The following is a 26,566-nucleotide window of genomic DNA, read 5'->3' as shown; positions in this document are numbered from 1 at the left end:
TAAACAAGACTGAAAGCGATTGCAGATCGATTTCACCAAACTCAAGGAGGAATATCGATGAAACAGAAGGTTGGTTTTATAGGACTTGGAATCATGGGAAAACCCATGTCATTAAATTTGATAAATGCAGGATATTCATTAACTGTTTTTGATTTAAATCTGGAAAGTGTAAACGCTGTCGTAAGTGCGGGTGCAGCTTCTGCCGGTTCGCCAAAGGAAGTAGCGGAGCAAAGCGATGTCATTATTACCATGCTTCCCGCATCCACGCACGTCCAGCAGGTCGTTTTGGGAGAGAACGGAGTTTTGGAAGGTGCGAAAGAAGGCGCCGTGATTATTGATATGAGCTCCATTACACCCGACGTAGCCCGCGAGCTGGCAAAGCAGGCAGAAAAACAAGGCGTTGAGATGCTTGATGCACCTGTCAGCGGGGGAGAGCCAAAAGCAATCGATGGAACGCTTGCCATCATGGCTGGCGGAAAAGAGGATGTGTTTGAGAGCGTCCAGCCGGTTTTGTCCGGAATGGGGAAAGACATCACATTGGTCGGCGGAAACGGCTGTGGAGTCACCGCGAAATTGGCGAATCAAATTATTGTAAACCTTAACATTGCGGCGATGTCAGAGGCATTGGTACTGGCCGCTAAAGCAGGCATCGATGTGGAGAAAATGTACAAGGCGATCAGGGGAGGACTTGCTGGAAGTGCTGTACTTGATGCGAAAGTTCCGATGATTCTTGACCGGAACTTCGTCGCCGGAGGCAGCATAGGCATCAACATGAAGGATATTGGCAATGTGATGGATACCGCTCACGATATTGGGGTTCCACTGCCGCTCTCCAGCCAGCTGCTTGAAATCTTCCACACATTAAAAGTCGACGGAAAAATCAACGATGATCATGGAAGCATTGTGCGGTATTACGAAAAACTTGCTCAGATCGAAGTGAAGAGGGGGATTAACGATGATGAAAAATCAGAGAGTCTCCGCTAATCTTCTCGAAACTCTTCCGGTGCTTGATAAAAATAAAGCGGACAACCTTGTAGAGGAAGCTCTCAGGACTTTTAATAAAAAAATCATCGTGCTTGATGACGATCCGACGGGCGTTCAAACGGTGCATGACATTTCGGTATTCACCGACTGGTCTGTCGAGAGCATCGAAAAAGGATTTTTGGAAGAGCAGTCCATGTTCTTTATCCTGACGAACTCCAGAGGATTTACCGAGGAAGAAACGGCGAGGGAGCATATCAAAATCGCAGAAAACATCCTTGCCGTATCCAGGAAACTGAACCGGGATTTTCTGATCATCAGCCGAGGCGATTCCACATTGAGGGGGCATTACCCGCTGGAAACGAACGTGCTGAAGGAAACCATTGAATCTGCTTCTGAAAAGAAGATCGATGGAGAAGTCATTCTTCCTTTCTTCAAAGAAGGAGGGCGGTTCACCATTAACAATATTCACTACGTTCAGGATGGTGGGGAACTTGTGCCGGCGGGCGAGACCGAGTTCGCAAAGGACCGTACATTCGGCTATACCAAGTCCGACCTGGGTGAATGGATCGAGGAAAAATCAAAGGGTGAATATGAAGCAGCGAATACGCTTTATGTTTCGATTGAGACCCTGCGCTCCATGGATGTCGACGGTATTGCACGGCAGCTGATGGAGGTCAGTGACTTCAACAAAGTCGTCGTGAATGCGGTGGAGGAGGGAGACGTGAAAATCTTTACAGCCGCACTCATTCAAGCGATCAATACAGGAAAGAATTTTTTGTTCCGAAGTGCTGCGGCGCTGCCGAAAGTTATTGGCGGTGTCCAGGATAAGGCATTGCTTACAAGAAACGAAATGATTCAGGAAGATACCGGACACGGAGGGCTGATCATCATCGGTTCTCATGTAAAGAAAACAACGGAACAATTGGAACAGCTGAAGGAAATCAAAGAAATTGAGTTTATTGAATTTAACAGCCATCTTGTTTTGGAGCCGGAACGCTTTAAGCAGGAAACGGACCGTGTCATTGAAACGACAGAATCTCTCGTCCGATCTGGCAAAACGGTGGCGGTTTATACGAGCAGGGAACGGCTCGATCTTGGCGAGAACAAGAAAGAAGAAGAGCTTAAACTATCCGTCGCCATTTCCGATGCGGTCACAAGCATTGTGACAAGACTTGAGGTAAAGCCGAACTTCCTTATTGCCAAAGGCGGGATCACGTCAAGTGATGTAGGAACAAAAGGTCTGAAGGTCAAACGGGCAACAGTGGCCGGGCAGGTCCGGCCGGGAATCCCGGTTTGGCGGACGGGTGACGAAAGCAAGTACCCGGGAATGTCCTATGTAATTTTTCCCGGAAATGTCGGTACTAAAGCTGACTTAAAAGAAGTAACAGAAATGCTTATTCATCCTTAGAATTTATGGGGATGCCCGAAAGAATGGTGCATCCCCGATTACAAAAGAAAAGAGGTAGAAAACATGCCAATTGTATATATTTGCATAGGGATTGCCCTATTGTTGCTGCTCATGGTGGTCTTTAAGTTAAACGCTTTCATCTCTTTAATTATTGTTGGTTTGCTTGTCGGGATTATGGAAGGCATGACCCCGGCGGAAGCGATGACGTCCGTAACAAACGGTCTGGGCGGGACGCTGGGAGGTCTGGCTCTCGTCATCGGATTTGGTGGCATGCTCGGTAAATTGATGGCAGACTCGGGCGGTGCCCAGCGGATCGCAACCACATTGATCCGGGTCTTCGGGAGAAACCGGGTTCAGTTTGCCGCTGTTCTTACAGCTATTATTGTTGGAATCGCTTTATTTTTTGAAACAGGCGTAGTTGTCCTTATTCCGCTCGTGTTTGTTATCGCAGCGGAAGCCAGTGTACCTATTCTATATATCGGAATGCCAGTCATTGCGGCGCTGATTACGATGCACGGATTTGTTCCGCCGCATCCGGGTCCGACGGCAGTTGCCGGAATCTTTCATGCCAATCTTGGTGTGACCCTGCTGTATGGGATTATCATCGCCATTCCGGCCGTTATTCTGAGCGGGCCGATGTACACCCGACTTTTTAAGAAAGAAGATCTGGAAGTCGAGATCCCAAAAGGCTTGTTTACACCGAAGCACTTTGAAGAAGACGAGATGCCCGGATTTGGCATAAGCGTGTTTACGGCCCTTATTCCTATCATTTTGATCGCTTTCCAGGCGGTCGTGGAAATTGCCATGCCAAAATCCTCGTTGGTCCCAACGGCTCAGTTCCTTGGAAATCCGGGAGTTGCCCTTTTGATCGCAGTTATCGTTGCTATTTTCACATTTGGGTTAAACCGTGGAAAGAAAATGTCTGAACTGATGAATTCCGTCTCCGAATCGGTTGCAAGTATCGCCATGATCCTGTTGATCATTGGCGGAGGGGGTGCCTTCAAGCAGGTGCTGATCGACAGCCATGTGGACAAATATGTGGCAAATCTCATGGAAGGCTCGTCCATGTCGCCGTTGCTGCTGGCCTGGCTGATCGCAGCGATCCTCAGGGTTGTTCTGGGATCGGCTACTGTTGCCGGGATGACGGCCGCAGGGATTGCAGCTCCATTGGTCGCCGCCACTCATGTGAGTCCCGAACTTATGGTTTTGGCTACAGGAGCAGGAAGTATGACCTTCTCCCATGTTAACGATGCCGGGTTCTGGATTTACAAAGAATTCTTCAACCTGACCATTGGAAAAACCATCAAAACCTGGTCCGTCATGGTCACCATTGCCTCCCTTGTTGGTCTGGCAGGCGTCTTGATTATTAATGCGCTGATCAGTTAAGGGCTTTTATCATTGATGTTCTTTGTTTAAGAATTAGGAGCATTGAACGGAACGGAAATCAACTACCTCAAAGGAATTAAATAAAAAACACCGGTGTCAGGTATGTTCCTGAACCGGTGTTTTGCTGTTTAGAGGGCAGTGGCGCCATCGCGGATGAAGTTTTCAACAACAAAAGCAGAAACGCCAAGTGCGGCTGAATGAACTGAAAGCTGTGAGAACTGCAGCTGCACTTCTTTTCGGTGAAACGGAAGGGTATGGGATTGGATGGTTTCCAAAATAGGTCCCTGAAGCCATTGTTTGGCGACTACAAGCCGGTTTCCGATAATGACCTGATCAGGATTAAAGGCATTAATAATGTTGTTCACGCCGATTCCGATCCATTTTCCGATCTTTTCAAACAGCTCGATGGCTTCCGGGTCATTTTGTTCTGCCAGCGCAACCAGAGATTCCAGCGTGGCATCTTTTTGGGGTGCCATTTCAAGAAGTGCGTTTTCAGAAGCATAAACCTCCCAGCATCCCTGGCTGCCGCAGCTGCATTTTTTACCGTTAGCCTGAATGATGACATGGCCAAGCTCACCGGAGTACCCGTTCCTGCCCTGGTATAATTCTCCATTAAGAATGATGCCTGCACCAATACCGATGCCGGCGCTGACATAAATAATGTCCAGAAAGCTTTGCCCGGCTCCCAGTTGTTTTTCACCGTATGCGCCTGCATTGGCTTCATTTTCAATAAGGACCGGCAGCTGGAATTCTTCTTCAATATGCTGTTTCAGCGAAATATTGCTCCAGTTCAGGTTGGGAGCAAACAGAACCGTTCCTTTTTTATCAACAATGCCGGGAACGCCAATGCCAATCCCGACCACCCCATAGGAGCTTTTTGGCATTTCGAGGATCAGGGAGCGGATCATTTCACTGACAACGCCTGTGACAGCTTCAAAGGCAACATCCTTGATGGACTGGTTTTTTTCGACGATGATGTTTCCTTTTAAATCCGTAAGAATGCTCAGTACATAATTGACTCCGATATCGATCCCGATTGCATATCCGGCGGTCTTGTTGAAGTGAAGAAGCACCGGCCGGCGGCCTCCGCTCGATTCTCCAGGACCGGATTCGAAAATCAGATTCTCTTCCAGGATATCGTTTACAAGTGAGGATACCGTCGCTTTGTTCAGCCCGGTAGTCTGGGCGATGTCAGCGCGTGAAAGGGGTTCTTTTTCAATAATCGTCTGTAATACAAGTGATTTATTGTTTCTTTTTACAACTTGCTGGTTCCAGGTAATGGGTTGCATAGTATTCTCCTAACCTTTGTGCGTTTATATTAGTATAAACTTAGTTTGTCCAATATACAAACTTAGTTATTCATGCTAAGATAAAATAAATCCTATTACTAGTAATTATAAAACAATTAAAAATGGAAGACCATGCTGTAAAGTCAGACTATGACACTTTTAAAATGGAGGACAAAACATGAAAAAAGTCCGATGGGGTGTATTAAGTACGGCAACGATTGGTTTAAATCAAGGCATACCGGCCATACAGCGTTCGGAAAATGCGGAGCTTGTTGCCCTGGCGAGCAGGGGAGAAAAAGGAAGAGCGAAGGCTGAAGAACTGTCGATCCCGAAGTACTATGACAGCTATGAGAAGCTTCTGGCTGATCCTGGAATTGAATCCGTTTACATTCCGCTCCCGAACCATCTGCATTTGGAATGGGCAGTGAAAGCAGCCCGCCAAGGAAAGCATGTTCTTTGCGAAAAGCCCGCATTTCTTCATGCCGAAGATACGAAGAAAATGGTGGAGGCATGCCGTGAACACGGTGTTTATTTTATGGAAGCCTTTATGTATCAGTTTCATCCGCAGCACGATCGCGTGAAAGAAATTATTGATTCAGGTGAGATCGGTGAGGTGAAACTCATGCGTTCAAGTTTCTCGTTTTATATACAGGACCGTGTTGAAAATATCCGGTTGAGCAAGGAAAAGGGCGGCGGAAGCATTTATGATGTCGGCTGTTATTCCATCCATGCTGCACGGTCAATCCTGCAATCCGAACCAATCGAGGTTCAGGCATTCTCAGATCTGGATCCTGACACTGGAGTGGATCTTTCTTCCATCGTCCATATGAAACTCGAAAATGGGATTCCTGTGGTGTTTGATTGCAGTTTTGATATGGCCAACAGGGAAGAGTACGAAGTGGTAGGAACACAAGGAACGATTACGGTAAACAGAGCCTTCCGTCCTGATGTGTATGGCGGCGAGGGGCTGATTTTGATTCAAACAAAAGAGGGACAGCGGGAAGAAAAAGTGACCGGTGACCAGTATCGCAGCCAGATTGAACATTTTTCGTCCTGTATTCTCGAAGGAAAAGAACCGTCTTATACATTGGAAGAAACCTATCAAAATATGCAGGCTATTGATGCCTGCTACGAATCCATCGCAAAACGCCAGCTCGTAAGCCTTTGACTACATCGTATAAAAGAAAGCGGGGAAGTAAAAATGGATAAAAATATCTTTTTCAATGCACACCATTCACCATTGGGAGCCTTTTCAAGCTTTACCCTTGGATTTCATGGCAATGGAGGAGGACTCGATCTTGAACTTGGCCGCCCTCCAAAACAAAACGTATTTATTGGGGTAGAATCGAAAGACTTGCATGGAAAATATGAGGCTCTTCCTTTTTTTGAAGTGGCAGAGGATGAAAGCAAGCGGTACGACATTGAAAATATGGATCCCGATCCGGATAAACCAAAGATTGTTTTTCCTTTTGCCAAGGAAAACGTTACACGGGATTTTCAATTGGGAACTGATACCTGGAAAGCGGGAGATATCGAATTCACCATTTATTCACAGGCGCAAAGCGTTCCTGACCCTGCCACTGCTTCAGCTGATGAATTGAAACAGGCAATCATTCCGGCCGTATGGGCAGAACTGACCATTGATAACACGAAGGGAACAGCCAGCCGCCGTGCGTTCTTTGGCTATCAGGGAAGTGATCCGTACAGCTCCATGCGCCGCCTGGATGATACATGTGAAGGGTTGGCAGGTGTGGGACAAGGCCGGTTAACTGGAATCGTCAGCAATCACCCGGACGTGCAGTCTGCAATGCATTTCAGCCTTGAAAATATCCTGACTGCTACACTAAAAGAAAACTGGGCCTTCGGACTCGGACCTGTCGGAGCCCTTGTCATGGATGTGCCGGCGGGAGAAAAGCGCTCCTATCCGTTTGCCATCTGTTTCCACCGTTCGGGCTATGTGACAGCAGGCATGGATGCTTCCTATTACTATACAAAGTTTTATCCCAACATTGAAGCTGTAGCCGGGTATGCCATGGAAAACTATGAATTTTTCACCGGCCGGGCGAAGGAAGCGAACAAGCTTGCGGAAGATGCTTCTCTTTCAGAGGACCAAACGTTTATGCTGATCCATTCCATCCGCAGCTACTATGGCTGCACCCAGCTGCTTGAGGCTGACGGCAAGCCATTCTGGATTGTGAATGAAGGCGAATACCGTATGATGAATACTTTTGACCTTACTGTTGACCAGCTTTTCTTTGAGCTGAAGATGAACCCGTGGACCGTAAAAAATGAACTGGATATGTTCATCAGCCGGTTCAGCTATGAGGATGAAGTCCGCTTTCCGGGAGAAGAGAAAACGTATCCGGGCGGCATCAGCTTTACGCATGACATGGGTGTGGCAAATACGGTGTCCAGACCAAATTACTCATCGTATGAGGTATACGGAATTGATGGCTGCTTCTCTCACATGACTCATGAACAGCTCGTGAACTGGGTGCTGACCGCCTCTGTTTACGTTGAGCAGACAGGTGACGTTATATGGCTTCAGGACAATATGGAGATCTTTGAACGCTGCCTGGAAAGCATGGTAAACCGTGACCACCCTGAAGCGGATCAGCGCAACGGCATTATGGGGCTCGATTCCACGAGGGTCATGGGCGGTGCGGAAATCACAACATACGACAGTCTTGATGTTTCCCTTGGACAGGCAAGAAACAATATCTACCTTGCCGGAAAGTGCTGGGCATCTTATGTGGCACTTGAAAAATTGTTTGCACAGCATGGAAAGGAAAGCTTGTCACGGCTTGCGGGCGAACAAGCGGATAAGTGTGCTGCCACCATCGTCAGCCATGTGACACCGGATGGCTATATTCCCGCTGTCATCAAGGAAGGAAATGATTCCAAAATTATTCCGGCTATCGAGGGTCTGATTTTCCCTTACTATACGAACAATCATGAAGCACTGGATGAGAATGGCCGTTTTGGTGATTATATTCAGGCATTGAACAAACACCTGGAAACCGTTTTGGTAGAAGGGGTATGTTTGTTTGAAAATGGCGGCTGGAAAATTTCATCAACAAGCAACAACTCCTGGCTGAGCAAAATCTATCTGTGCCAGTTTATTGCAAGAGAAATTCTTGGTCTTTCGTGGGATGAACAAGGTGCTAAAGCAGACCGTGCCCACGTGGAATGGCTGACGCATCCCACGCTTTCCATATGGAGCTGGAGCGACCAGATCATCTCAGGTGAAATTGCAGGAAGCAAATATTACCCGCGTGGTGTAACAAGCATTCTCTGGCTGGACGAAACCAGAAAAACAGCACCGAATGAAGCGGAAACCGCAACCGTATAAAAGTTTAAGCTGCCTGGTGTGATATCCAGGCAGCTTTTTTTGACCTTATGCTTTCTTCGTACGGCGGCCTAGCATAATGGTAATGACTGAGGCAGCGATGACGCCGGTAATCAGGCATTTGTACATATCCTTAAAAATCAGGCCCATGACCACGCCTGTTACAACACCTGCAGTAATGATGGATATTCGTTCTCTCTGGCTCATTTTTATCCCTCCATTTTTGTTAATAGCACATTCACTTTATGAAGTGCGAATTGCAAATCCCGTTGCTCTTCGTCGTTTAATTTCGAGAGGTTATGGGTGAACCGGTTGTAAATTTCTGACCATTTCTTTTCCTGAATCTCTTTGCCTTTCGGGGCCAGAGCAATCAAAACGGCCCGTTTGTCTTTGGGATCAGGTTTCTTAACTACATAGCCATGCACTTCTAGATCGCTGACAACATTGGTCAGCTGCTGTTTGGCAATATCAAGGCCAGCGCTGATTTCCTTAAGGTTTAAAGGGCGTTGCAGCATGGACAAGTACTCTATGACATGGTTCTGCATATGGCTTAACGCTGTTGCATTTTTATTTACTTCACTAAAGCTGCCAAAAAGGTTGGGAATCAGTGCAATATATTCTTTTGCGAGTTCTTCCTTCATTAGGGATCTCCTTTTAGTTATGTTAGTAAATATATTATTACTAAATAAAAGAAATTACAATAATAAACAGCGTAAAAAGTAAATATTTATTTACTAAATTACTTTTTCTAAGAATATCAGTACATTGAGCATAATCAGCTGCAATGAGGAATCCAAAAAATAGTTCAAATTAATTAGTTTGTTTGATAGACAAACAAAGTTATCTGATGTTATAATCGGTGTAACAAATCAGCTGCGATCCTATTAAGCCACATATGTAAGCGGCTACATTATAGGATCTGACAGCATCCAAGGGGGAAGTACATACTATGGCATATTTCGAAGGCGTTAAACAGGTTCAATTTGAAGGAGCGGATTCCAATAATCCTTTGGCGTTTCGTTATTACAATCCCGCTGAAGTCATCAATGGAAAAACAGCGGAAGAGTGGCTTCGTTTTTCTGTGGCTTACTGGCACACGTTTACAGCAGACGGGACTGACCCGTTCGGTGTAGGAACTGCCATCCGTCCATGGGATCAATTTAAAGGCATGGACCTTGCCAAAGCGCGTGTGGACGCTGCTTTTGAACTGTTTGAAAAACTCGATGTTCCGTTTTTCTGCTTCCATGACGTAGATATTGCACCAGAAGGAAGCACACTGAAAGAAACCAATGAAAATCAGGACGTTATTGTAAATATGATTCAGGAATATATGAAGACCAGCAAGGTAAAATTGCTTTGGAACACTGCCAACATGTTCACTCATCCGCGTTATGTGCATGGCGCTGCTACAACCAACAATGCTGATGTGTTCGCTTATTCAGCGGCGAAGGTAAAAAAAGGGCTGGAAGTGGGCAAGCAGCTTGGTGCCGAAAACTATGTGTTCTGGGGCGGTCGTGAAGGATATGAAACCCTCTTGAACACCGACATGAAGCTTGAGCAGGATAACCTGGCGCGCTTCTTCCATATGGCAAAGGATTATGCCAAGGAAATCGGCTTTAACGGACAATTCCTTATCGAGCCAAAGCCGAAGGAGCCAACGAAGCATCAATATGACTTTGATGTGGCAACTGGCCTTGCGTTCCTGCAAAAATACGATCTTCAGGATACGTTCAAATTCAACGTGGAAGCAAACCATGCGACGCTTGCCGGCCATACGTTTGAACACGAACTCCGAGTGGCGCGCATCAACGGCATGCTTGGATCTGTCGATGCGAACCAGGGTGATACGCTTCTTGGCTGGGATACTGACGAATTTCCGACTGACTTGTATTCTGCTACACTGGCCATGTACGAAATCCTTAAAAATGACGGCCTTGGAAGCGGTGGCTTAAACTTTGATGCGAAGGTCCGCAGGGGATCTTTTGAACCGGAAGATTTGTTCCATGCCCACATTGCAGGTATGGATTGCTTTGCGATCGGCTTGAAGGTAGCAAACAAGTTAATTGAAGACCGTGTGCTCGATGCCTTCATTGAAGACCGCTACAGCAGCTATACAAGAGGAATCGGCCTTGACATTGTAGATGGAAAAACGGATTTCCATGCTCTCGAGGCTTATGCGCTTCAATTGGGCGACATCAAGAACCAATCCGGACGCCAGGAGCGCCTGAAAGCAACAGTCAACCGTTACATCATTGAAACACTGTCCAGCGTGACTGTGTAAGAAAAGAATACGATTTACTAAAAGCCAAAAGTGCTGGACATCAAAAGTTGCCCAGCACTTTTTTATAAAGAGAAAAAGGAATGATTAACCATGAAGTATGTTATCGGTGTGGATTTAGGTACAAGTGCAGTGAAAATTTTGCTCGTCAACCAGAAGGGTGAGGTATGCCAGGAGGTTTCCAAATCGTATCCTCTCATTCAGGAGAAATTTGGCTACAGTGAGCAGGATCCGGAACAATGGGTGAACCAGACCACTGAGGGTTTGATGGAACTGGTTGCCCAATTTGGCGGAAATCCGGAAGATATTGAAGGAATCAGTTTCTCCGGACAGATGCACGGACTCGTTTTGCTTGATGAAACCAACCAGGTGCTCCGTAATGCCATTCTTTGGAACGACACCCGTACGACTCCGCAATGCCGGAAAATCGTTGAAACGATTGGCGAACAACAGCTGTTGAAAATCACCAAAAATCCGGCGCTGGAGGGCTTTACCCTGCCCAAGATTCTGTGGGTGAAGGAGTATGAGCCGGAGATTTTTGAAAAGGCAGCTGTCTTTCTTTTGCCAAAGGATTATTTAAGATACCGTATGACCGGCAGCCTGAACAGTGAGTATTCCGATGCGGCCGGAACCCTGCTTCTCGATGTCAGCGGGAAAACGTGGAGTGAGGAAATGTGCAGTGCATTCGGCATTGATTCAAGTCTTTGTCCTCCGCTTGTGGAGTCGCATGCATCTGTTGGGAAAATTACGGAAGAATTTGCCCAGGCGACCGGTCTCGCTTCTTCGACTGCCGTTTTTGCCGGGGGAGCAGATAATGCGTGTGGTGCAATAGGTGCCGGAATTCTTTCTGAAGGCAAGACGCTGTGCAGCATCGGGACATCCGGTGTGGTGCTGTCGTATGAGGAAAGAAAGGACCAGGACTTTGAAGGCAAGGTCCACTATTTTAATCACGGCGAGGAAAACGCCTATTACACGATGGGTGTAACATTGGCAGCGGGCTACAGCTTGAGTTGGTTTAAGGAACGCTTTGCTGCTGATGAATCGTTTGAAGCATTTTTGCAGGACATCGATACAGTGCCGGCGGGCTCCAACGGTCTTCTGTTCACACCTTATTTGGTCGGGGAGCGGACTCCGCATGCCGATTCCAGCATCCGCTCAAGCTTTATTGGCATGGATGCCTCTCATGAACGCAAGCATTTTATCCGTGCGGTACTTGAAGGAATCACCTTCTCGCTGAATGAGTCGATTGAAATCTTCAGGGATCATGGAAAAACGATTGATACCATCATTTCAATTGGCGGAGGCGCAAAGAATGAGACATGGCTGCAGATGCAGGCGGATATTTTCAATGCCAGAATCGTCAAGCTTTCCAGCGAGCAGGGCCCTGGTATGGGGGCTGCCATGCTTGCCGCGTATGGCTCAGGCTGGTTCTCATCCTTAAAGGAATGTGCAGAATCCTTTATCGATTCAGCTAAAACGTATCAGCCAACCAACGAAAATGTCGAACGCTATAAAAAAATGTTCGGAATCTATCAGCAGGTTTATTCGCAAACAAAGGAAATGAACCAGCAGCTGATGGAGTTAAGAAACTAGTCCGCTTTGCAGAGATTGCCAGTTACATAGACTGAACAAGGGAGCGATTGTTAGATGATAAAGGTTGCTATCATCGGTACAGGGGCCATAGCATCTGCCCACATCAAAGCCTATCAGCAGTTTGCCGATCGCTGTGAAATTATTGCGTTATGTGATCTATATGTAGAAAAGGCAAAGAGTACTGTAGAAGAGTTCCATCTGAATGCTCATATTTATACAAAATGTGATGAATTGCTGCAGGATACAGATATCGATTTGATTTCGATCTGTACTCCGCCCTACACGCATGCGGAAATTGCCGTGGCAGCACTGAATGCCGGAAAGCATGTTTTGGTGGAAAAACCAATGGCTGCCTCATTGGAAGAATGCGATGCCATGAATGATGCCCAGCAAAAAAGCGGCAGAGTTTTATCCGTCATTTCACAGAATCGGTTTACAAACCCGATGATGAAGCTGAAGTCCATTCTGGAAACCGGCTTAATGGGCCCTATCGTTCACACGCAAGTCGATTCGTTCTGGTGGCGTGGACACAGCTATTACGATTTGTGGTGGCGTGGAACGTGGGAAAAGGAAGGCGGCGGCTGCACGCTGAACCATGCCGTCCATCATATTGACATTTTTCACTGGATGAACGGGATGCCGTCAGAAGTGACGGCCGTTACAACCAACACCTCTCATGACAATGCAGAAGTTGAGGATTTGTCGGTGGCTATTTGCTCTTATCCAAATGGCAGCCTTGGACAGATTACAAGTTCCGTGGTGCACCATGGGGAGGAACAGCAGCTGATATTCCAGGGGAAAAACGCCCGAGTATCGGTTCCATGGAAGGTCAGAGCTTCAAAATCAAAAGAAAATGGTTTTCCAGAGCGGGATCATGAGCTGGAGCAAAAAATTCAGCAGCATTATGAAGCGGTGACGGATTTATCCTATGAAGGGCATGCGGCACAGGTGGATGACGTGCTTTGTGCGATAGAAGGGAAGAAGTCCGTGCTTGTGGACGGTCATGCCGGCCGCCGAACGCTGGAACTGATTACAGCCATTTACCAGTCTGCCAATACGCGTCAAAGTGCATCGCTGCCTCTGAATGAGAGCAGTCCATTTTACACAAGAAAAGGCATCCTGGAAAACGCCAGGCATTTTTATGAAAAAACAGCCTCAGTGAAGAACTTCAGCGAGAATGTGATTACGACCGGAGGAAAATATGAGTAGGAAGGGGAGCAATACATGGACCGGAGAGATGGAATGAACTACGCCCCAAAAGGGCTGGTGAAAAAGGCTGTCGTTGAGCCGGGAGAATTTAAATTTGCGGCGATGGGACTTGACCACGGCCATATTTATGGAATGTGCCACGGTTTAATGGAGGCTGGCGGCGAGCTTGTGTCTGTGTATGATCCTGATCGTCAAAAAGCGGAGGTTTTTGCTGAGAAATTTCCGGGTATCCGTATCGCGTCAACCAAAGAAGATATTCTGGGTCATCCTGAAATTCAACTGGTGGCAAGCGCCAATATTCCGTCGGAGCGGGGACCGCTGGGTATTGAGGTATTGGATCATGGCAAGCATTATTTTACAGACAAGCCCGCATTTACCACGCTTGAGCAGGTCAAAATTGCAAGAAAAAAGGTAGCAGAGACTGGACTCAAATGGGGCATTTATTATGGGGAGAGGCTCCATTCCGAAGGCTCCATCTTTGCCGGACAGCTGATTGAGGAAGGGGCGATTGGCCGTGTCGTGCAGGTAATCGGAACCGGGCCGCACCGGGCGAATGTCAGCCACCGGCCGGACTGGTTCTTTGATCCGCAGTATTACGGCGGCATTTTATGTGATATCGGCAGCCATCAGATTGAGCAGTTCCTGCACTTTACAGGCGCACAGAACGCGGAGGTCCTTCACAGCAAAATTGCCAACTACCACTTTAAAGAGTATCCAAAATTCCAGGACTTTGGCGATGCCACACTTGTTGCGGATAACGGAGCTACCTTTTATTTCCGTTTGGACTGGTTCACTCCTGACGGCCTTGGAACGTGGGGAGACGGAAGAGTATTGATTCTTGGCACGGAAGGTTACATTGAGGTGCGCAAATACATTGATATTGCCAGAGATAACAAGGGGGATCACCTGTATTTGGTGAACCAGCAGGGCGAACAGCACTTTGAATGCTCAGGAAAGGTAGGCTGTCCGTACTTCGGTGAGCTTATTTTGGATTGCCTGAATGGTACTGAGCATGCCATGACACAGGAACATACCTTCAGAGCCGCAGAGCTCTGTATCGAAGCTCAGGAAAAAGCCATCTGGATCGAAACGGCGGAAAGGACATTTGCCGGGTCGGCATCAAACAGGAGTTGAGCATGATGCCAACCATCCAGGAGGTTATGAATGCATTGATAAAGCCGGTCGGAGAGGTTCCGGAAACCGTTGATACGTTGAAGACCGGCAACCCGGAGGAGAGAGTAAAAGGAATAGCTGTCAGCTTTATGCCGACTCATTCTGTGATTGAAAAGGCAGCGGGACTTGGGGCGAACCTCCTAATCACCCATGAACCCCTTTTTTACAATCACAGGGACGATCCGGCAGGGCTTGGAGATGATCCTGTTTATCTTCAAAAGGCCCAAATGATAAAGGACGCAGGAATCTCCGTCTTCCGTTTCCATGATTATTGGCACCGTTACAAACCGGATGGCATCATGGCCGGACTTCTTCAGGCCCTTGATTGGCAGGATATTGTGGAAGAGCATCGGACGGCTGCTACCTTCGTAAACCTCCCGGGCATGACGGTTGCGGAAGTCGCAGCACATGTGAAGCAAAGCCTTGGGATTTCATTTGTAAGGGTAACGGGCAATGAATCCGCCATTTGCCAAAGAGCTGCCCTTTTGGCTGGTTACAGAGGCGGAGGAGCACATTGCCTTCCGCTCTTTAACGAGGAGAATGTAGATTTAATATTGTACGGGGAGGGCCCGGAATGGGAAACTCCGGAATATGTCAGGGATGCGGTATACCAGGGGAAACAGAAGGCGCTGCTTGTTCTGGGGCATGCCGAAAGTGAGGAACCCGGGATGAGGCATCTCGCCGGGCAGATCAGAAAGCTGTTTCCTGAGGTACCTGTTCATTTTGTGGAAGAGAAGCCGGTGTTCCGGCTTCTCTAATCCTCGTTTTCAGGGTGTAGTTATTAGAAAAATTAAAAAAGTTTTAATGAAACCGTTTACAACTAATGAAAGAGTTGATATTATAAAACTACATTGTTTGTATGATAAACAAACTATCTAATGTTAGAGCAATTTCCTAAGAACGGAAATTAACCACTCCAAAAGCTGCAAGGTTACACCAAATAGCTATTCAAAATTAAAAAAGGAGGCGAACGAATGGAACAAGTGGTTGACACACAAGCACAAGGGGCAGCGGTGGCTTCAGACACGAAAACCAAAAACAAATTAAGTTTGAAAGTCATTAAAAAAGACTGGCAGCTGTACTCCTTGCTTGTATTGCCAATGGTTTATCTGATTATTTTCAAATACGTTCCAATGGCCGGCAACATCATTGCTTTCAGGAAGTTTATTCCTGGGGGAAGCATCTTTGGGGAAGAGTGGGTAGGTCTTCATTACATCCAAATGTTCATTATGGATGCTGCATTCTGGCATGTTTTTAAGAACACCCTGCTCATCAGCACGTACACATTGCTCTTTTGTTTTCCGGCACCGATTATCTTTGCCTTGCTGCTGAATGAGCTTACTTCCAAGAGATTCAAGAAGTTTGTTCAGACCGCTTCTTACCTTCCGCACTTTCTGTCTGTCGTAATTGTCAGCGGAATGGTGCTGCAGCTCACAGCCGGAAATGGGGCGATTAATTCTATCGTTCACTATCTTACCGGAGAAAAAATCTTTTTTATTCAGGAAGCCAGCTGGTTCCGATCCATTTACGTTGGTTCTGAAATGTGGCAGGGCATGGGATGGGGAGCCATTCTGTATCTCGCGGCATTAACCAACATCGACCAATCCCTTTATGAGGCGGCAAAAATAGACGGAGCAAACCGCTGGAAGCAGACCATTCATATTACGATTCCCGGCATCCTTCCAACTATTATCACACTTCTAATTTTAAATATTGGACAGCTTATGGCTGTTGGTTTTGAAAAGATATTATTGCTTTATAATCCACTTAACTACGATACATCAGACGTCATTTCAACCTACCTCTATCGAATCGGACTCGAATCCAGCAACTTCAGCTATGCTACTGCTATTGGGTTGTTTGAAGCCCTTATCGGTTTAACGTTAGTCTTTTCTGCAAACTACTTATCTCGAAAACTTACAAATAACAGCTTGTGGTAGAAGGGAGGCAGGAATATGAAAGAATCGACATCCTATAAAGTATTTAAAGTCTTAAATGTTATCATTCTGCTGCTGATTGTATACATCACGCTGTTCCCATTCCTGAATGTTGTAGCCCAATCCTTCAGCGGTGAGGCACAAATTAATGCAGGGAAGGTAAATCTTATTCCCCAGGGTTTTAATCTCGAAACCTATGAAACGGTACTCACAGATAAAACCTTTTGGAACAGTTATAAAAATACAGTGGTGTATACCGTAGTGGCAACCGCCATTTCCATGGTTATGACCACAATGTTCGCCTATGCGCTTTCCAAAAAAAGGCTGGCAGGCCGCAAGTTTTTCACAACATTCGCTGTTTTCACTATGTTTTTTAACGGAGGACTTATTCCAAACTATATCCTTATCCAATCCCTTGGCTTTGCCAATACCATGTGGGCGATTGTTGTCCCCGGTGCAATCAGCGTGTTTAATATGCTGATCATGAAATCATTTTTTGAAAACATGCCGGAGGAACTGGAGGAAGCGGCGTCCATTGACGGATCGTCCACATACGGAACGCTCTTCCGCATCATTCTGCCTCTTTCCAAGCCTATTCTTGCAACCATGGTCTTGTTCTATGCGGTAGCCAACTGGAACTCCTGGTTCAGTGCGTTCCTGTATCTTGATAAAAAGGATTTGTTCCCGGTTACCCTCTATTTAAGGAACCTGATCAAGGGGGCAACGGGCGGGCTTTCAACAGGTGCGACCAGTGCGGATAACCTCACACAGATTGCTGCCAACATTAAATCGGTCACGATGGTATTGACCGTTTTGCCAATCATTATGGTCTACCCATTTATCCAAAAATACTTTGTTACGGGAATTATGCTGGGCTCAGTAAAGCAATAAAAAGGATGCAGCTTATTGTAAGGATAAGTTCATTATAAAACTTAATAAAAGCGCAGGGGGGATTTTAGAGTATGGTAAAGGTATTTAAGAAGTTAGTGCTTCTGGTGGCAGTGTTGACGGTCGTTGCCACAATCTTATCGGCTTGCAGCAATGACAAGAAAACGGAAGCAAATGTGGAAAAGAGCAAAACTTCCATGGACGGCTACAAAGTGGGGGACACATTCAAAGCCAAGAAACCGGTGAAGTTCTCTATCCTTTACAGTGATCATCCAAATTATCCATACAAAAAGGATTGGCTGCTTTGGAAGGAAATGAAGAAGAGAACCAATGTTACGCTAAAACCGACGATTGTTCCGATGAGTGACTATGAACAAAAAAGAAGCTTGCTGATCAGCTCCGGAGATGCACCGCTGATTATTCCAAAAACCTATCCTGGCCAGGAGGCGGCTTTTGTTTCATCAGGTGCTATCCTGCCTGTGAGTGACTACATTGACAAGATGCCGAACTTCAAGGAAAAGGTAAAGAAATGGAACATGCAGGCAGACCTGGATACATTACGACAGGAAGACGGCAAGTTCTATGTCCTTCCCGGACTTCATGAAGAAATTTGGCCGGACTATTCTCTGGCTGTACGCACCGATATTTTCAAGAAAAATAACATTGCCATTCCAAAGACGTGGGCAGAGCTTCAATCTGCGCTTAAGAAATTAAAGGAAGTTTACCCGGACGTTACACCGTTCTCTGACCGCTGGCAGATGAACAGCACGCTGAACATTGCGGCTACTTCGTTTGGAACGGTTGCGGGCTGGGGAACCACAAGCGGCATGCAGTACGACGAATCCAAAGACAAGTATGTATTTTCTGGAGCAACCAAAGAGTACAAGGATATGGTGACCTATTTCCATAGTCTTGTGGAGCAAGGGCTGCTTGATAAAGAAAGCCTGACCCAGGATGACCAGCAGGCGATCCAGAAGTTCGTTTCCGGCAAATCCTTTGTGATTGGCGCCAATGCACAGGAACTGGTGGCTTATCGTACAAGCATGGACAAGAACCTTGGAAAAGGAAAATACTCCATTCAGAAGATTATGGTGCCGGGCGGACCGGCTGGCCAGGTGATGGCTGGTTCACGCCTCGAGAATGGAATCATGATTAACGCTAAAGCGAAAGACGATCCGAATTTTGATACGATGCTTCAGTTTATCGACTGGCTGTGGTACAGCGATGAAGGAGAAGAATTCGCGAAGTGGGGTGTTGAAGGAACAACTTACACGAAAGAAAACGGCAAGCGCAAGCTGGCAAAAGACGTTAACTATGTAGGATTGAATCCGTCAGGAACCAAAGCGCTTAATACCGATTTCGGCTTCTCCGGCGGTGTCTTCGCTTACGGTGGTACTACTGAATTGCTTCAATCCACGTTCAGTGATGAAGAGCTGAAATTCCAGAAGGAAATGGCCGATACCAAGACGCCGTTAAAAGCCAATCCTCCATATCCATTATCTGAAGGGGATCGTGAACAGGCAACATTGCTGAGCACACCGCTAAAAGACATGACATCACAGAATACGCTGCGCTTCATCAATGGATCACGTCCGCTTTCTGAATGGGATAAATATGTAAGTGAATTGAAAGCAAAAGGCATGGACAAGTACAGTGATCTTATCAATAAAGCGTACAAGGATTTTAAAAAGAAAAACTAGCAGTTTGTCAGATGTGAGAATATAAAAAGCTGCCTGTGCACGATGGTGAAGCACAGGCAGCTTTCACATTAGATGCCGGAGGAGGATTTGAATGCAGAAAAGAAAAGAGTTCGGCACCGGATTTTTATATGTATTGATGAACCATATTTATGCGTTAATGTTGACCAATATTTGCTTCATTCTCAGCAATGTAATTTTTCTGTTTTTCTTTATGACACTCGAACCGAGCTTTACGAACATTACCCTTTATTTTTTGGCGCTCATTCCAGCCGGCCCATCCATTTCGGCCCTTTTTTATTCCATTGGAAAACTCATCCGAGAGCAGGAACTGTCCCCGCTTAGAGACTATTTGCACGGATATAAAATAAATGTCAAAGATACGCTCAAGTTTTGGACGCCATATCTTATGGTGCTGTATATCCTGTTTATCGATTTTCAATATTATAATACCAACCTTTCTTTTAAAAATTCAGTACTGTCCGTGGTGATTTTGGCAGGGATTGCCCTGCTTATGGTGGTGTCACTGAATGCGTTTTTCATCAATTCAGGATTTTCCTTCCGAACGAGAGACGTATGGCGGCTCTCGATATATTACGGATTTAAGAAGCCGAAAATCACCTTTGGAAATGCGGGGATTGTAATCATTGCCCTCTTTATGACCATGGTAACGAACAGCTTTTTTATGGTTTTTACAGCGAGCCTGATCACATACTTGTTCATGCTCAACAGCAAAACACTCCTGGAAGATCTCAAGGAAAACTTTTGCAAACAAGAAACTATCAGTCATCAAGAAGTGGCTGTGTCCAAATAAGCTCCGAATGCTTCGGAGCTCTCACTTACATAGAAAAAATTGATGGAGGATTCCTATGAAAAGCACGGTTGAACCCTTTGAACATCTTACCGGACAATTGAAAAAAGAACACAAGAAAAGCTATGATGCCTGGCTTCAATATGAGCCAGTTATGGACAAGAGCCTCTCGGGCCAGTATCAGCAGTATGCACGGTCGGTGGAAGCGATGGAAACGTCCTCCATCATACAGTCCGCAAAACAAGAGCTTCACCATGCTTTTACTTCCATGTTCGAAAACACAGCAGGACATGATGATGGGGCTGAACGCTGTGGAATTGTGCTTACTACAGTGGAATCTGTAGAGGGGCCGCTGAAAGTTGAGGCCGCACGATTGTCGCGTGATGGCTACCAGATTAAATCTGTGCTAACAAGTGAAGGACCTCGAATTTACCTGATTGGGATGGAAGAACAAGGAGTGCTTTACGCGGCGTTTCATCTTCTGCGAATTATGCAAAACGGTAGCCTGGTTGATTCCCTTAATATCACTGAGAATCCAACAAATCAACTCAGGATGATCAATCAGTGGGATAACATGGACGGCAGCATTGAACGAGGGTACGCCGGAGCATCCATCTTTTATGATAAAAATGGGTTTACCGGTGATCTTGAACGGATCAAGGATTACGCGAGACTGCTTTCTTCAGTAGGCATCAATGGCATTTCGATTAACAACGTAAATGTGCATCACGTGGAAACCAACCTTATTACGGAAAGCCTTCTGCCCAAAGTAGCTGACGTGGCGGCTGTTTTCAGGGCTTATGGTATCAAGACCTACCTTAGCGTGAATTATGCCAGTCCGCTCCAGTTGGGGGGATTATCCACGGCAGATCCCCTTGATCCTGGCGTACGGGCATGGTGGAAAGAAAAAACGAAAGAAATCTATCAGTATATTCCCGACTTTGGAGGATTTGTTGTAAAAGCGGACTCTGAACACCGCCCCGGTCCGTTTACGTACAACCGCACGCATGCGGATGGCGCCAACATGCTGGGAGAGGCGCTTGAGCCTTTTGCGGGGTTAGTGTTCTGGCGCTGTTTCGTGTATAACTGTCTTCAGGATTGGCGCGATCGGTCCACAGACCGGGCGAGAGCCGCGTATGACCATTTTAAACCGCTCGACGGGCAATTCCATTCCAATGTCATCCTCCAGATCAAGAACGGACCGATGGACTTTCAGGTCCGCGAAGCGGTTTCCCCTCTGTTTGGAGCCATGGAACACACCAACCAAATGCTGGAGCTGCAGGTGACCCAGGAATATACCGGGCAGCAGCGGCATCTGTGCTATCTTGTGCCGCAGTGGAAAGAGATTTTGGATTTTGATACTTATGCCAAAGGAAAGGGTTCCGAGGTAAAGCGGGTGGTTGACGGATCGCTGTATCAGCCAGCCTATGCGGGAATCACGGCGGTATCCAACATCGGAAATGATTACAACTGGACCGGCCATACATTGGCACAGGCAAATTTGTATGGCTATGGACGGCTCACCTGGAATCCGGATCTATCCTCAGAGGAAATCACTGCGGAATGGATTGCCAGGACGTTCGGTAAGGATGAAGTGGTTCATGAACAGGTACGTTCCATGCTTTTGGATTCCTGGAGCATTTACGAAAATTATACGTCGCCGCTCGGGGTTGGCTGGATGGTGAATCCGAACCATCATTATGGCCCGAATCCGGATGGCTATGAATATTCCTTGTGGGGAACTTATCATTTTGCTGACTGGCAGGGAATAGGTGTAGATCGTACGGTTGCGAGCGGAACAGGATACACCTCTCAATATTTAAAAGAAAATAAGGAGATGTATGAGTCTCTGCAAACGTGTCCGGATGAATTGCTGCTGTTTTTTCATCACGTACCCTATACACATGAACTAAAAAGCGGAAAAACGGTCATCCAGCATATTTACGATACCCATTTTGCAGGTGCCGAACAGGCAGAAAACCTGAAAACTATGTGGGAAATGCTTGAAGGAAGAATGGATGGGGAACGGTATCGCGACGTCCTGAGCAGGCTGGTCGAGCAGGCGGAACATGCCAAAGAATGGCGGGACATCATCAACACCTATTTTTACAGAAAATCAGGAATTAAGGATCAACAAAACAGAAAAATTTATTAAGAACGGAGGAACAACGATGTCGGAAATTATCAATCCCATTTTGCGCGGCTTTAATCCGGATCCATCCATCATAAGGGTGGAAGACGATTATTATATTGCAACGTCCACCTTCGAATGGTTTCCTGGAGTACAGATTCATCATTCAAAGGATTTAAGAAACTGGGAGCTGCTGCCGCATCCATTAACGCGCCAAAGCCAGCTTGATATGCTCGGCAATCCGAGTTCTGGCGGTGTTTGGGCGCCCTGCCTAAGTTATCACGATGGCTTTTTCTATCTTATTTATACGGATGTGAAAAGCCATATCGGGGCGTTCAAGGATACACACAACTACCTGGTGACCGCCACGGATATCGGGGGGCCCTGGTCCGAGCCCGTCTATTTGAACAGCAGCGGCTTTGATCCTTCTCTGTTCCATGATGATGACGGCAAGAAATGGCTCGTGAACATGGTTTGGGATCACCGCAAAAATAAAAATTCGTTTGGCGGCATTCTGCTTCAGGAGTATTCCCCGCAGGAAGAAAAGCTGATCGGTCCGATCCGCAATATTTTTAGGGGAACAAGCCTCGGGCTTACGGAAGCACCTCATCTTTATAAAAAGAACGGCTATTACTATCTGGTGACGGCTGAAGGGGGAACCCGGTATAACCATGCCGTAACCGTAGCCCGCTCACAGAGTCTTTTTGGTCCGTATGAAGTGGATCCCAAAGGGCCTGTCCTCACATCAAAAGGGAAACCGGAATTAACGCTGCAAAAGGCAGGACACGCGAGCATTGTTGAAACCCGGGACAATGAGGTGTATATGGTGCATCTGACCGGACGTCCGCTGCCCGGCTCGGAAAACTGTAACCTTGGCCGTGAAACCGCGATTCAGAAAGCGGTATGGACCGATGATCACTGGCTGGGACTGGTTGATGGGGGTAACAGTCCTCATGAAAGAGTGGAGGCACCATCCCTTCCTGAGTTTAAGGTAAGACCAGTGCCTGAAACTGACGATTTTAATGAAGAAGAATTGAGCATTCATTTTAATTCCCTGCGCGAACCGATGAGCGAGGAATGGGTGTCCGTAAAGGAACGGCCAGGCTATCTAAGGCTGCGGGGGAGAGAATCCATGAATTCTAACCACAGGCAAAGCCTGATTGCGAGAAGGCAGCAGGCTTTCTCTGTAATAGCGGAAACAGAAGTAGAATGCCGTCCTCAGAACTTTCAGCATATGGCGGGGCTGATCTATTATTACAACAACCGAAACTATTATTATCTCTGCATCAGCAGGGATGAGGAAGCGGGCAAGTGCCTGTATATTATGAACAATGACCAGAGTGATTATAACGAACCGCTGGATGCTCCTATTTCCATTGAAGGATGGGAAAAGGTGTACTTAAAAGCGGAGATCGACTATCATGATCTTCAATTCTATTATTCTCCCGATGGTGAAAATTGGACAGCGGCTGGTCCTGTTCTGGATGCAGGGAAAATTTCGGATGACCATGCGGAAGTGAAAAAAGGCGGAACCTTGCTCGACCAGGGATTCACGGGCGCATTTATTGGCCTGTGCAGCCAGGATTTAAGCGGCCGTGACTTTTATGCGGATTTTGATTATTTTACATACGTGGAGCGGGATGATCAGGCGCAGAGCGGCTATCAAACAGAAAAATTCCGTTATGTCAGCCGATAACCGCATGGAAAATCGATTTGGTAAGAACAAAGATGTGTATTTAACTTTTGATGATGGACCGAACGGGGAAATGGATAGCATTCTGGATATTCTCAAAACCAAGAAGGTGAAGGGTACATTCTTTTTGGTAGAACCAAATATAAAAGAATATCCGGAAGCTGTTCTTCGTTTAATAGAAGAGGGACATTACCCGGCACTGCATAGTGTTACTCATGATAAAAAGATGCTTTATGAAGGAAATCCGCTGAATGTTGCAGAAGAGATGAGGCAAACCCAAAAAACGCTGTATGAGTTAACGGGTGTGACTTCTCACTTGACGAGAGCTCCATTTGGCAGCCATCCTTATATGAATGAAGACTTGCGCAACGGGCTTGTTCAATACAACATGAAGATGTGGGACTGGAATGCCGATACTGTTGACTGGAAGCATCAGGAGACGGAACCCGAAAAGATTATTGAAAACGCGGTCAAAGGCATGGATGCTCTTGAAGAGGGACCGGTTGTCATCCTTCTTCACGTAACCAAAGGAACAGCCTCCGTTTTATCCAGGCTCATTGACCGGATCAACAGGGAGGGCGTTTCATTTCGCGCCTATGATCCGGAACAGCATTTTACCATGAATTTTTGGCATGACAAAAGGCTTTAACAGGCATAGAGAAAGGTGATGGACATGGAAGTCATTCAAGAGAACTTTGGTACAACACAAGACCAGGACATTGTGGCTTATACACTGGTAAACAGCAAGGGCATGGAAGTATCCGCCATTAATTACGGAGCGATCATTACCTGCATCATGGCACCGGACAAAGAGGGAATCCTGGAGGATGTTGTGCTTGGCCACGATACACTTGAGGATTACCTGAAGGACACCAATTACCTTGGAGCCATCGCCGGAAGGGTGGCCGGACGGATTCAGGGCGGTTCCTTTGAACTCGATGGACAGGAATATACCCTTGCCAAAAATGATGGGAACAACCACCTTCACGGGGGAAATAAGGGATTCAATGCCGTGGTATGGGATGCAGAGGTCATTGAAGAGGAAGAGCATTGCGGTGTGAAGTTTTCCTATGTCAGTGCTGATGGTGAAGAAGGCTACCCCGGCAAAGTGGAGGTTATGGTTACCTATCTGTTAAATGATGAAAACAGGTTAAGCATTTCCTACTCTGCCAAAAGCGATAAAAAGACACTGCTGAACCTTACCAATCATTCATACTTTAACTTAAGTGGAAACCTGAAACGTGATATTCAGGATCATACGCTCCAGCTCAAGAGCGATCAGTTCCTGGAACTTAATCAAGAGCTGATTCCCACAGGCCGGGCGGTGAATGTACAGGATACACCGTTTGATTTGCGTGAAGGACAAAAGGTGAAAACAGGAACAACTGCAGATTACGAGCAGAACAAGCTGGCAGGCGGGGGATATGACCATCCGTTCTTGCTCAATACTAACCAAAATAAAGAAATCGTGCTGAAAGATGAAACCAGCGGAAGAACCTTAACGGTTGAGACCGATCAGAAATGCGTGGTCGTCTATTCAGGAAACATGCTCGATTCCAATGGGGATTTCCGTGATGTGCCATCAAGAAAGCATCTCGGCATTTGCCTGGAAACACAGGGTGTGCCGGACGCCATCCACCATTCACAGTTTCCATCGGTGGTTCTGGGTGCCGATGAAGAATATCGAGCCCATACGACGTACACATTTGGAGTGGAATAACCATGAAGCAGGAGCCGGAGTGCGGTTCCTGCTTTTTTAATGGCTCAACACAGGCACAGTGTTCACCTGTGAAAAAATAAAATGGGTCACTGTGTGGGCATAAGGGCTCGTATCTTCGATGAACTTTTCTGCTTCAGAAAAGGTGGCGAACTGCAGCTTCAGCATAAAGCAGGCATTTCCCGCAATTCTGTAGCAAAATTCTACGTTAGGCAGGCGTTCGATGTAATGCTTAAAGGCCTGATAATCTCCATTCTTTACCGTAGCCTCCACAATACATTGGATCGGCTGGCCCAATTTCTCATAATCCACTTCTAGTGTGTATTTCCTGATGATGCCAAACGATTCCATTCTTCGCACACGTTCGGTAACTGAGGGGGACGAAAGGTTGATTTTTCTCCCAAGCTCACTCATGGACAGCCGGCTGTTCTCCCGCAGCTCATCAATAATTTTTCTGTCAATATCGTCGATTTTCATAATTTAATGTTATGCTCCTTAACTCATTCAATTTAAAAAGAAAATTAAAAGAATGGATTTAATCACAAGTGGAAGAAGTGATGTTCTCTTAGTACCATTAAAGGGTACAAGGAGGAATGGTTAATGGCAAGAATAAAGAAATCAGCATACGGGGACTCTCCCTTTCAGCAGCTGCTTGGACATAATCCCGAGATCATGAACAAATGGAATGATCTCGGCAGTTTGCTGGCGGAAGAAGGTGAACTTTCTTCCATGCTTAAGGAGCAGGTGAGGAGAACACTGGCCCAGGGCAATGGCTGTGAATACTGCAAGGCGAAGGGAAGGCCAGAACCTCATTTGTTTGATGAAAAAACCTCCATCGCTGTGGGTTTAGCAGACGTTTTTTTGAAGGTGAAAGGAGATATTCCTGACTCTGTTTTCATGGTGCTAAAAGAAATCTTTTCTGACGAGGAAATCAGTGAACTTTGCGCGTTTATCGCCTTTGCAACAGCCTCACAATATTTCGGGGCAATGACGGGATTGAAAGCATAAAAAAATGACCAAGGG

General features: G+C 46.4%; 23 protein-coding genes. 19 read left to right on the top strand and 4 right to left on the bottom strand.

The window, feature by feature from the left end:
* Positions 1–57: 57 nt before the first annotated feature.
* The 3 genes from garR (at position 58) to QYB97_RS11145 (ending at position 3,778) form a co-directional block, all read left to right on the top strand.
* Entirely contained in the window at positions 58–984 is a 927-nt protein-coding gene (gene garR, locus QYB97_RS11155) for a 2-hydroxy-3-oxopropionate reductase (RefSeq protein WP_301166082.1), read from the top strand.
* Positions 956–2,392 (top strand): four-carbon acid sugar kinase family protein, encoded by a 1,437-nt coding sequence (locus QYB97_RS11150; RefSeq protein WP_301166081.1) that lies wholly within the window; start codon positions 956–958, stop codon positions 2,390–2,392. The genes garR and QYB97_RS11150 overlap by 29 nt, the downstream gene beginning before the upstream one ends.
* Before the next feature lie 63 nt (positions 2,393–2,455).
* Positions 2,456–3,778 (top strand): gluconate:H+ symporter, encoded by a 1,323-nt coding sequence (locus tag QYB97_RS11145; RefSeq protein ID WP_301166080.1) that lies wholly within the window; start codon positions 2,456–2,458, stop codon positions 3,776–3,778.
* 128 nt (positions 3,779–3,906) lie between these two features.
* Here the strand turns inward: QYB97_RS11145 and QYB97_RS11140 are convergent, their stop codons facing one another.
* The gene (locus tag QYB97_RS11140) at positions 3,907–5,067 is read right to left on the bottom strand and encodes an ROK family transcriptional regulator (protein WP_301166079.1); all 1,161 of its coding nucleotides are present in this window, start codon (positions 5,065–5,067) and stop codon (positions 3,907–3,909) included.
* 178 nt (positions 5,068–5,245) lie between these two features.
* Between QYB97_RS11140 and QYB97_RS11135 the strand changes: the two genes are divergently transcribed.
* Both QYB97_RS11135 and QYB97_RS11130 read left to right on the top strand, forming a co-directional pair.
* Positions 5,246–6,235: a Gfo/Idh/MocA family protein gene (locus QYB97_RS11135; protein WP_301166078.1), complete on the top strand. Its 990-nt coding sequence runs from the start codon at positions 5,246–5,248 to the stop codon at positions 6,233–6,235.
* Between the two features lie 33 nt (positions 6,236–6,268).
* The gene (locus QYB97_RS11130; RefSeq protein ID WP_301166077.1) at positions 6,269–8,419 is read left to right on the top strand and encodes a glycoside hydrolase family 52 protein; all 2,151 of its coding nucleotides are present in this window, start codon (positions 6,269–6,271) and stop codon (positions 8,417–8,419) included.
* A 45-nt stretch (positions 8,420–8,464) separates the two neighbouring features.
* Here the strand turns inward: QYB97_RS11130 and QYB97_RS11125 are convergent, their stop codons facing one another.
* Together QYB97_RS11125 and QYB97_RS11120 are read right to left on the bottom strand one after the other, a co-directional pair.
* Positions 8,465–8,623 (bottom strand): hypothetical protein, encoded by a 159-nt coding sequence (locus QYB97_RS11125; protein WP_301166076.1) that lies wholly within the window; start codon positions 8,621–8,623, stop codon positions 8,465–8,467.
* A gap of 2 nt (positions 8,624–8,625) precedes the next feature.
* Entirely contained in the window at positions 8,626–9,057 is a 432-nt protein-coding gene (locus QYB97_RS11120; protein ID WP_301166075.1) for a MarR family winged helix-turn-helix transcriptional regulator, read from the bottom strand.
* A gap of 308 nt (positions 9,058–9,365) precedes the next feature.
* Between QYB97_RS11120 and xylA the strand changes: the two genes are divergently transcribed.
* From xylA to QYB97_RS11055, 13 genes are all read left to right on the top strand, one after another.
* Complete coding sequence (xylA, locus tag QYB97_RS11115; protein WP_301166074.1) at positions 9,366–10,697, top strand: xylose isomerase; 1,332 nt, start codon at positions 9,366–9,368, stop codon at positions 10,695–10,697.
* 90 nt (positions 10,698–10,787) lie between these two features.
* Positions 10,788–12,287, top strand: coding sequence for a xylulokinase (gene xylB, locus QYB97_RS11110; RefSeq protein ID WP_301166073.1), 1,500 nt, complete (start codon positions 10,788–10,790; stop codon positions 12,285–12,287).
* Positions 12,288–12,341: 54 nt separating this feature from the next.
* The gene (locus QYB97_RS11105) at positions 12,342–13,496 is read left to right on the top strand and encodes a Gfo/Idh/MocA family protein (RefSeq protein WP_301166072.1); all 1,155 of its coding nucleotides are present in this window, start codon (positions 12,342–12,344) and stop codon (positions 13,494–13,496) included.
* Between the two features lie 15 nt (positions 13,497–13,511).
* Entirely contained in the window at positions 13,512–14,630 is a 1,119-nt protein-coding gene (locus QYB97_RS11100) for a Gfo/Idh/MocA family protein (RefSeq protein WP_301166071.1), read from the top strand.
* Between the two features lie 2 nt (positions 14,631–14,632).
* Positions 14,633–15,427 (top strand): Nif3-like dinuclear metal center hexameric protein, encoded by a 795-nt coding sequence (locus tag QYB97_RS11095; protein ID WP_301166070.1) that lies wholly within the window; start codon positions 14,633–14,635, stop codon positions 15,425–15,427.
* Positions 15,428–15,643: 216 nt separating this feature from the next.
* Positions 15,644–16,609 (top strand): ABC transporter permease, encoded by a 966-nt coding sequence (locus QYB97_RS11090; RefSeq protein ID WP_301166069.1) that lies wholly within the window; start codon positions 15,644–15,646, stop codon positions 16,607–16,609.
* A gap of 15 nt (positions 16,610–16,624) precedes the next feature.
* Positions 16,625–17,497, top strand: a complete 873-nt coding sequence (locus QYB97_RS11085; protein WP_301166068.1) for a carbohydrate ABC transporter permease — start codon at positions 16,625–16,627, stop codon at positions 17,495–17,497.
* A gap of 71 nt (positions 17,498–17,568) precedes the next feature.
* Positions 17,569–19,194: an ABC transporter substrate-binding protein gene (locus QYB97_RS11080; protein ID WP_301166067.1), complete on the top strand. Its 1,626-nt coding sequence runs from the start codon at positions 17,569–17,571 to the stop codon at positions 19,192–19,194.
* 91 nt (positions 19,195–19,285) lie between these two features.
* Entirely contained in the window at positions 19,286–20,005 is a 720-nt protein-coding gene (locus tag QYB97_RS11075; RefSeq protein ID WP_301166066.1) for a YesL family protein, read from the top strand.
* A 55-nt stretch (positions 20,006–20,060) separates the two neighbouring features.
* Complete coding sequence (locus tag QYB97_RS11070) at positions 20,061–22,157, top strand: alpha-glucuronidase family glycosyl hydrolase (RefSeq protein WP_301166065.1); 2,097 nt, start codon at positions 20,061–20,063, stop codon at positions 22,155–22,157.
* Positions 22,158–22,173: 16 nt separating this feature from the next.
* The gene (locus QYB97_RS11065; RefSeq protein ID WP_301166064.1) at positions 22,174–23,829 is read left to right on the top strand and encodes a glycoside hydrolase family 43 protein; all 1,656 of its coding nucleotides are present in this window, start codon (positions 22,174–22,176) and stop codon (positions 23,827–23,829) included.
* Positions 23,774–24,475, top strand: coding sequence for a polysaccharide deacetylase family protein (locus tag QYB97_RS11060; protein ID WP_301166063.1), 702 nt, complete (start codon positions 23,774–23,776; stop codon positions 24,473–24,475). The genes QYB97_RS11065 and QYB97_RS11060 overlap by 56 nt, the downstream gene beginning before the upstream one ends.
* A gap of 24 nt (positions 24,476–24,499) precedes the next feature.
* Positions 24,500–25,546 carry an aldose epimerase family protein gene (locus QYB97_RS11055; protein ID WP_301166062.1) on the top strand — a complete coding sequence of 349 codons (1,047 nt, stop codon included), beginning with the start codon at positions 24,500–24,502 and terminating at the stop codon, positions 25,544–25,546.
* A 36-nt stretch (positions 25,547–25,582) separates the two neighbouring features.
* Here the strand turns inward: QYB97_RS11055 and QYB97_RS11050 are convergent, their stop codons facing one another.
* Positions 25,583–26,020, bottom strand: a complete 438-nt coding sequence (locus QYB97_RS11050; RefSeq protein ID WP_301166061.1) for an Lrp/AsnC family transcriptional regulator — start codon at positions 26,018–26,020, stop codon at positions 25,583–25,585.
* Between the two features lie 123 nt (positions 26,021–26,143).
* Here QYB97_RS11050 and QYB97_RS11045 point away from each other — a divergent pair, with 123 nt between their 5' ends.
* Positions 26,144–26,551, top strand: coding sequence for a carboxymuconolactone decarboxylase family protein (locus QYB97_RS11045; RefSeq protein WP_301166060.1), 408 nt, complete (start codon positions 26,144–26,146; stop codon positions 26,549–26,551).
* Positions 26,552–26,566 lie beyond the last annotated feature (15 nt).

Source organism: Fictibacillus fluitans (assembly GCF_030418125.1).
Classification (GTDB): Bacteria; Bacillota; Bacilli; order Bacillales; family Fictibacillaceae; genus Fictibacillus_C; species Fictibacillus_C fluitans.
This window is presented reverse-complemented; position numbering and strand designations above follow the sequence as displayed.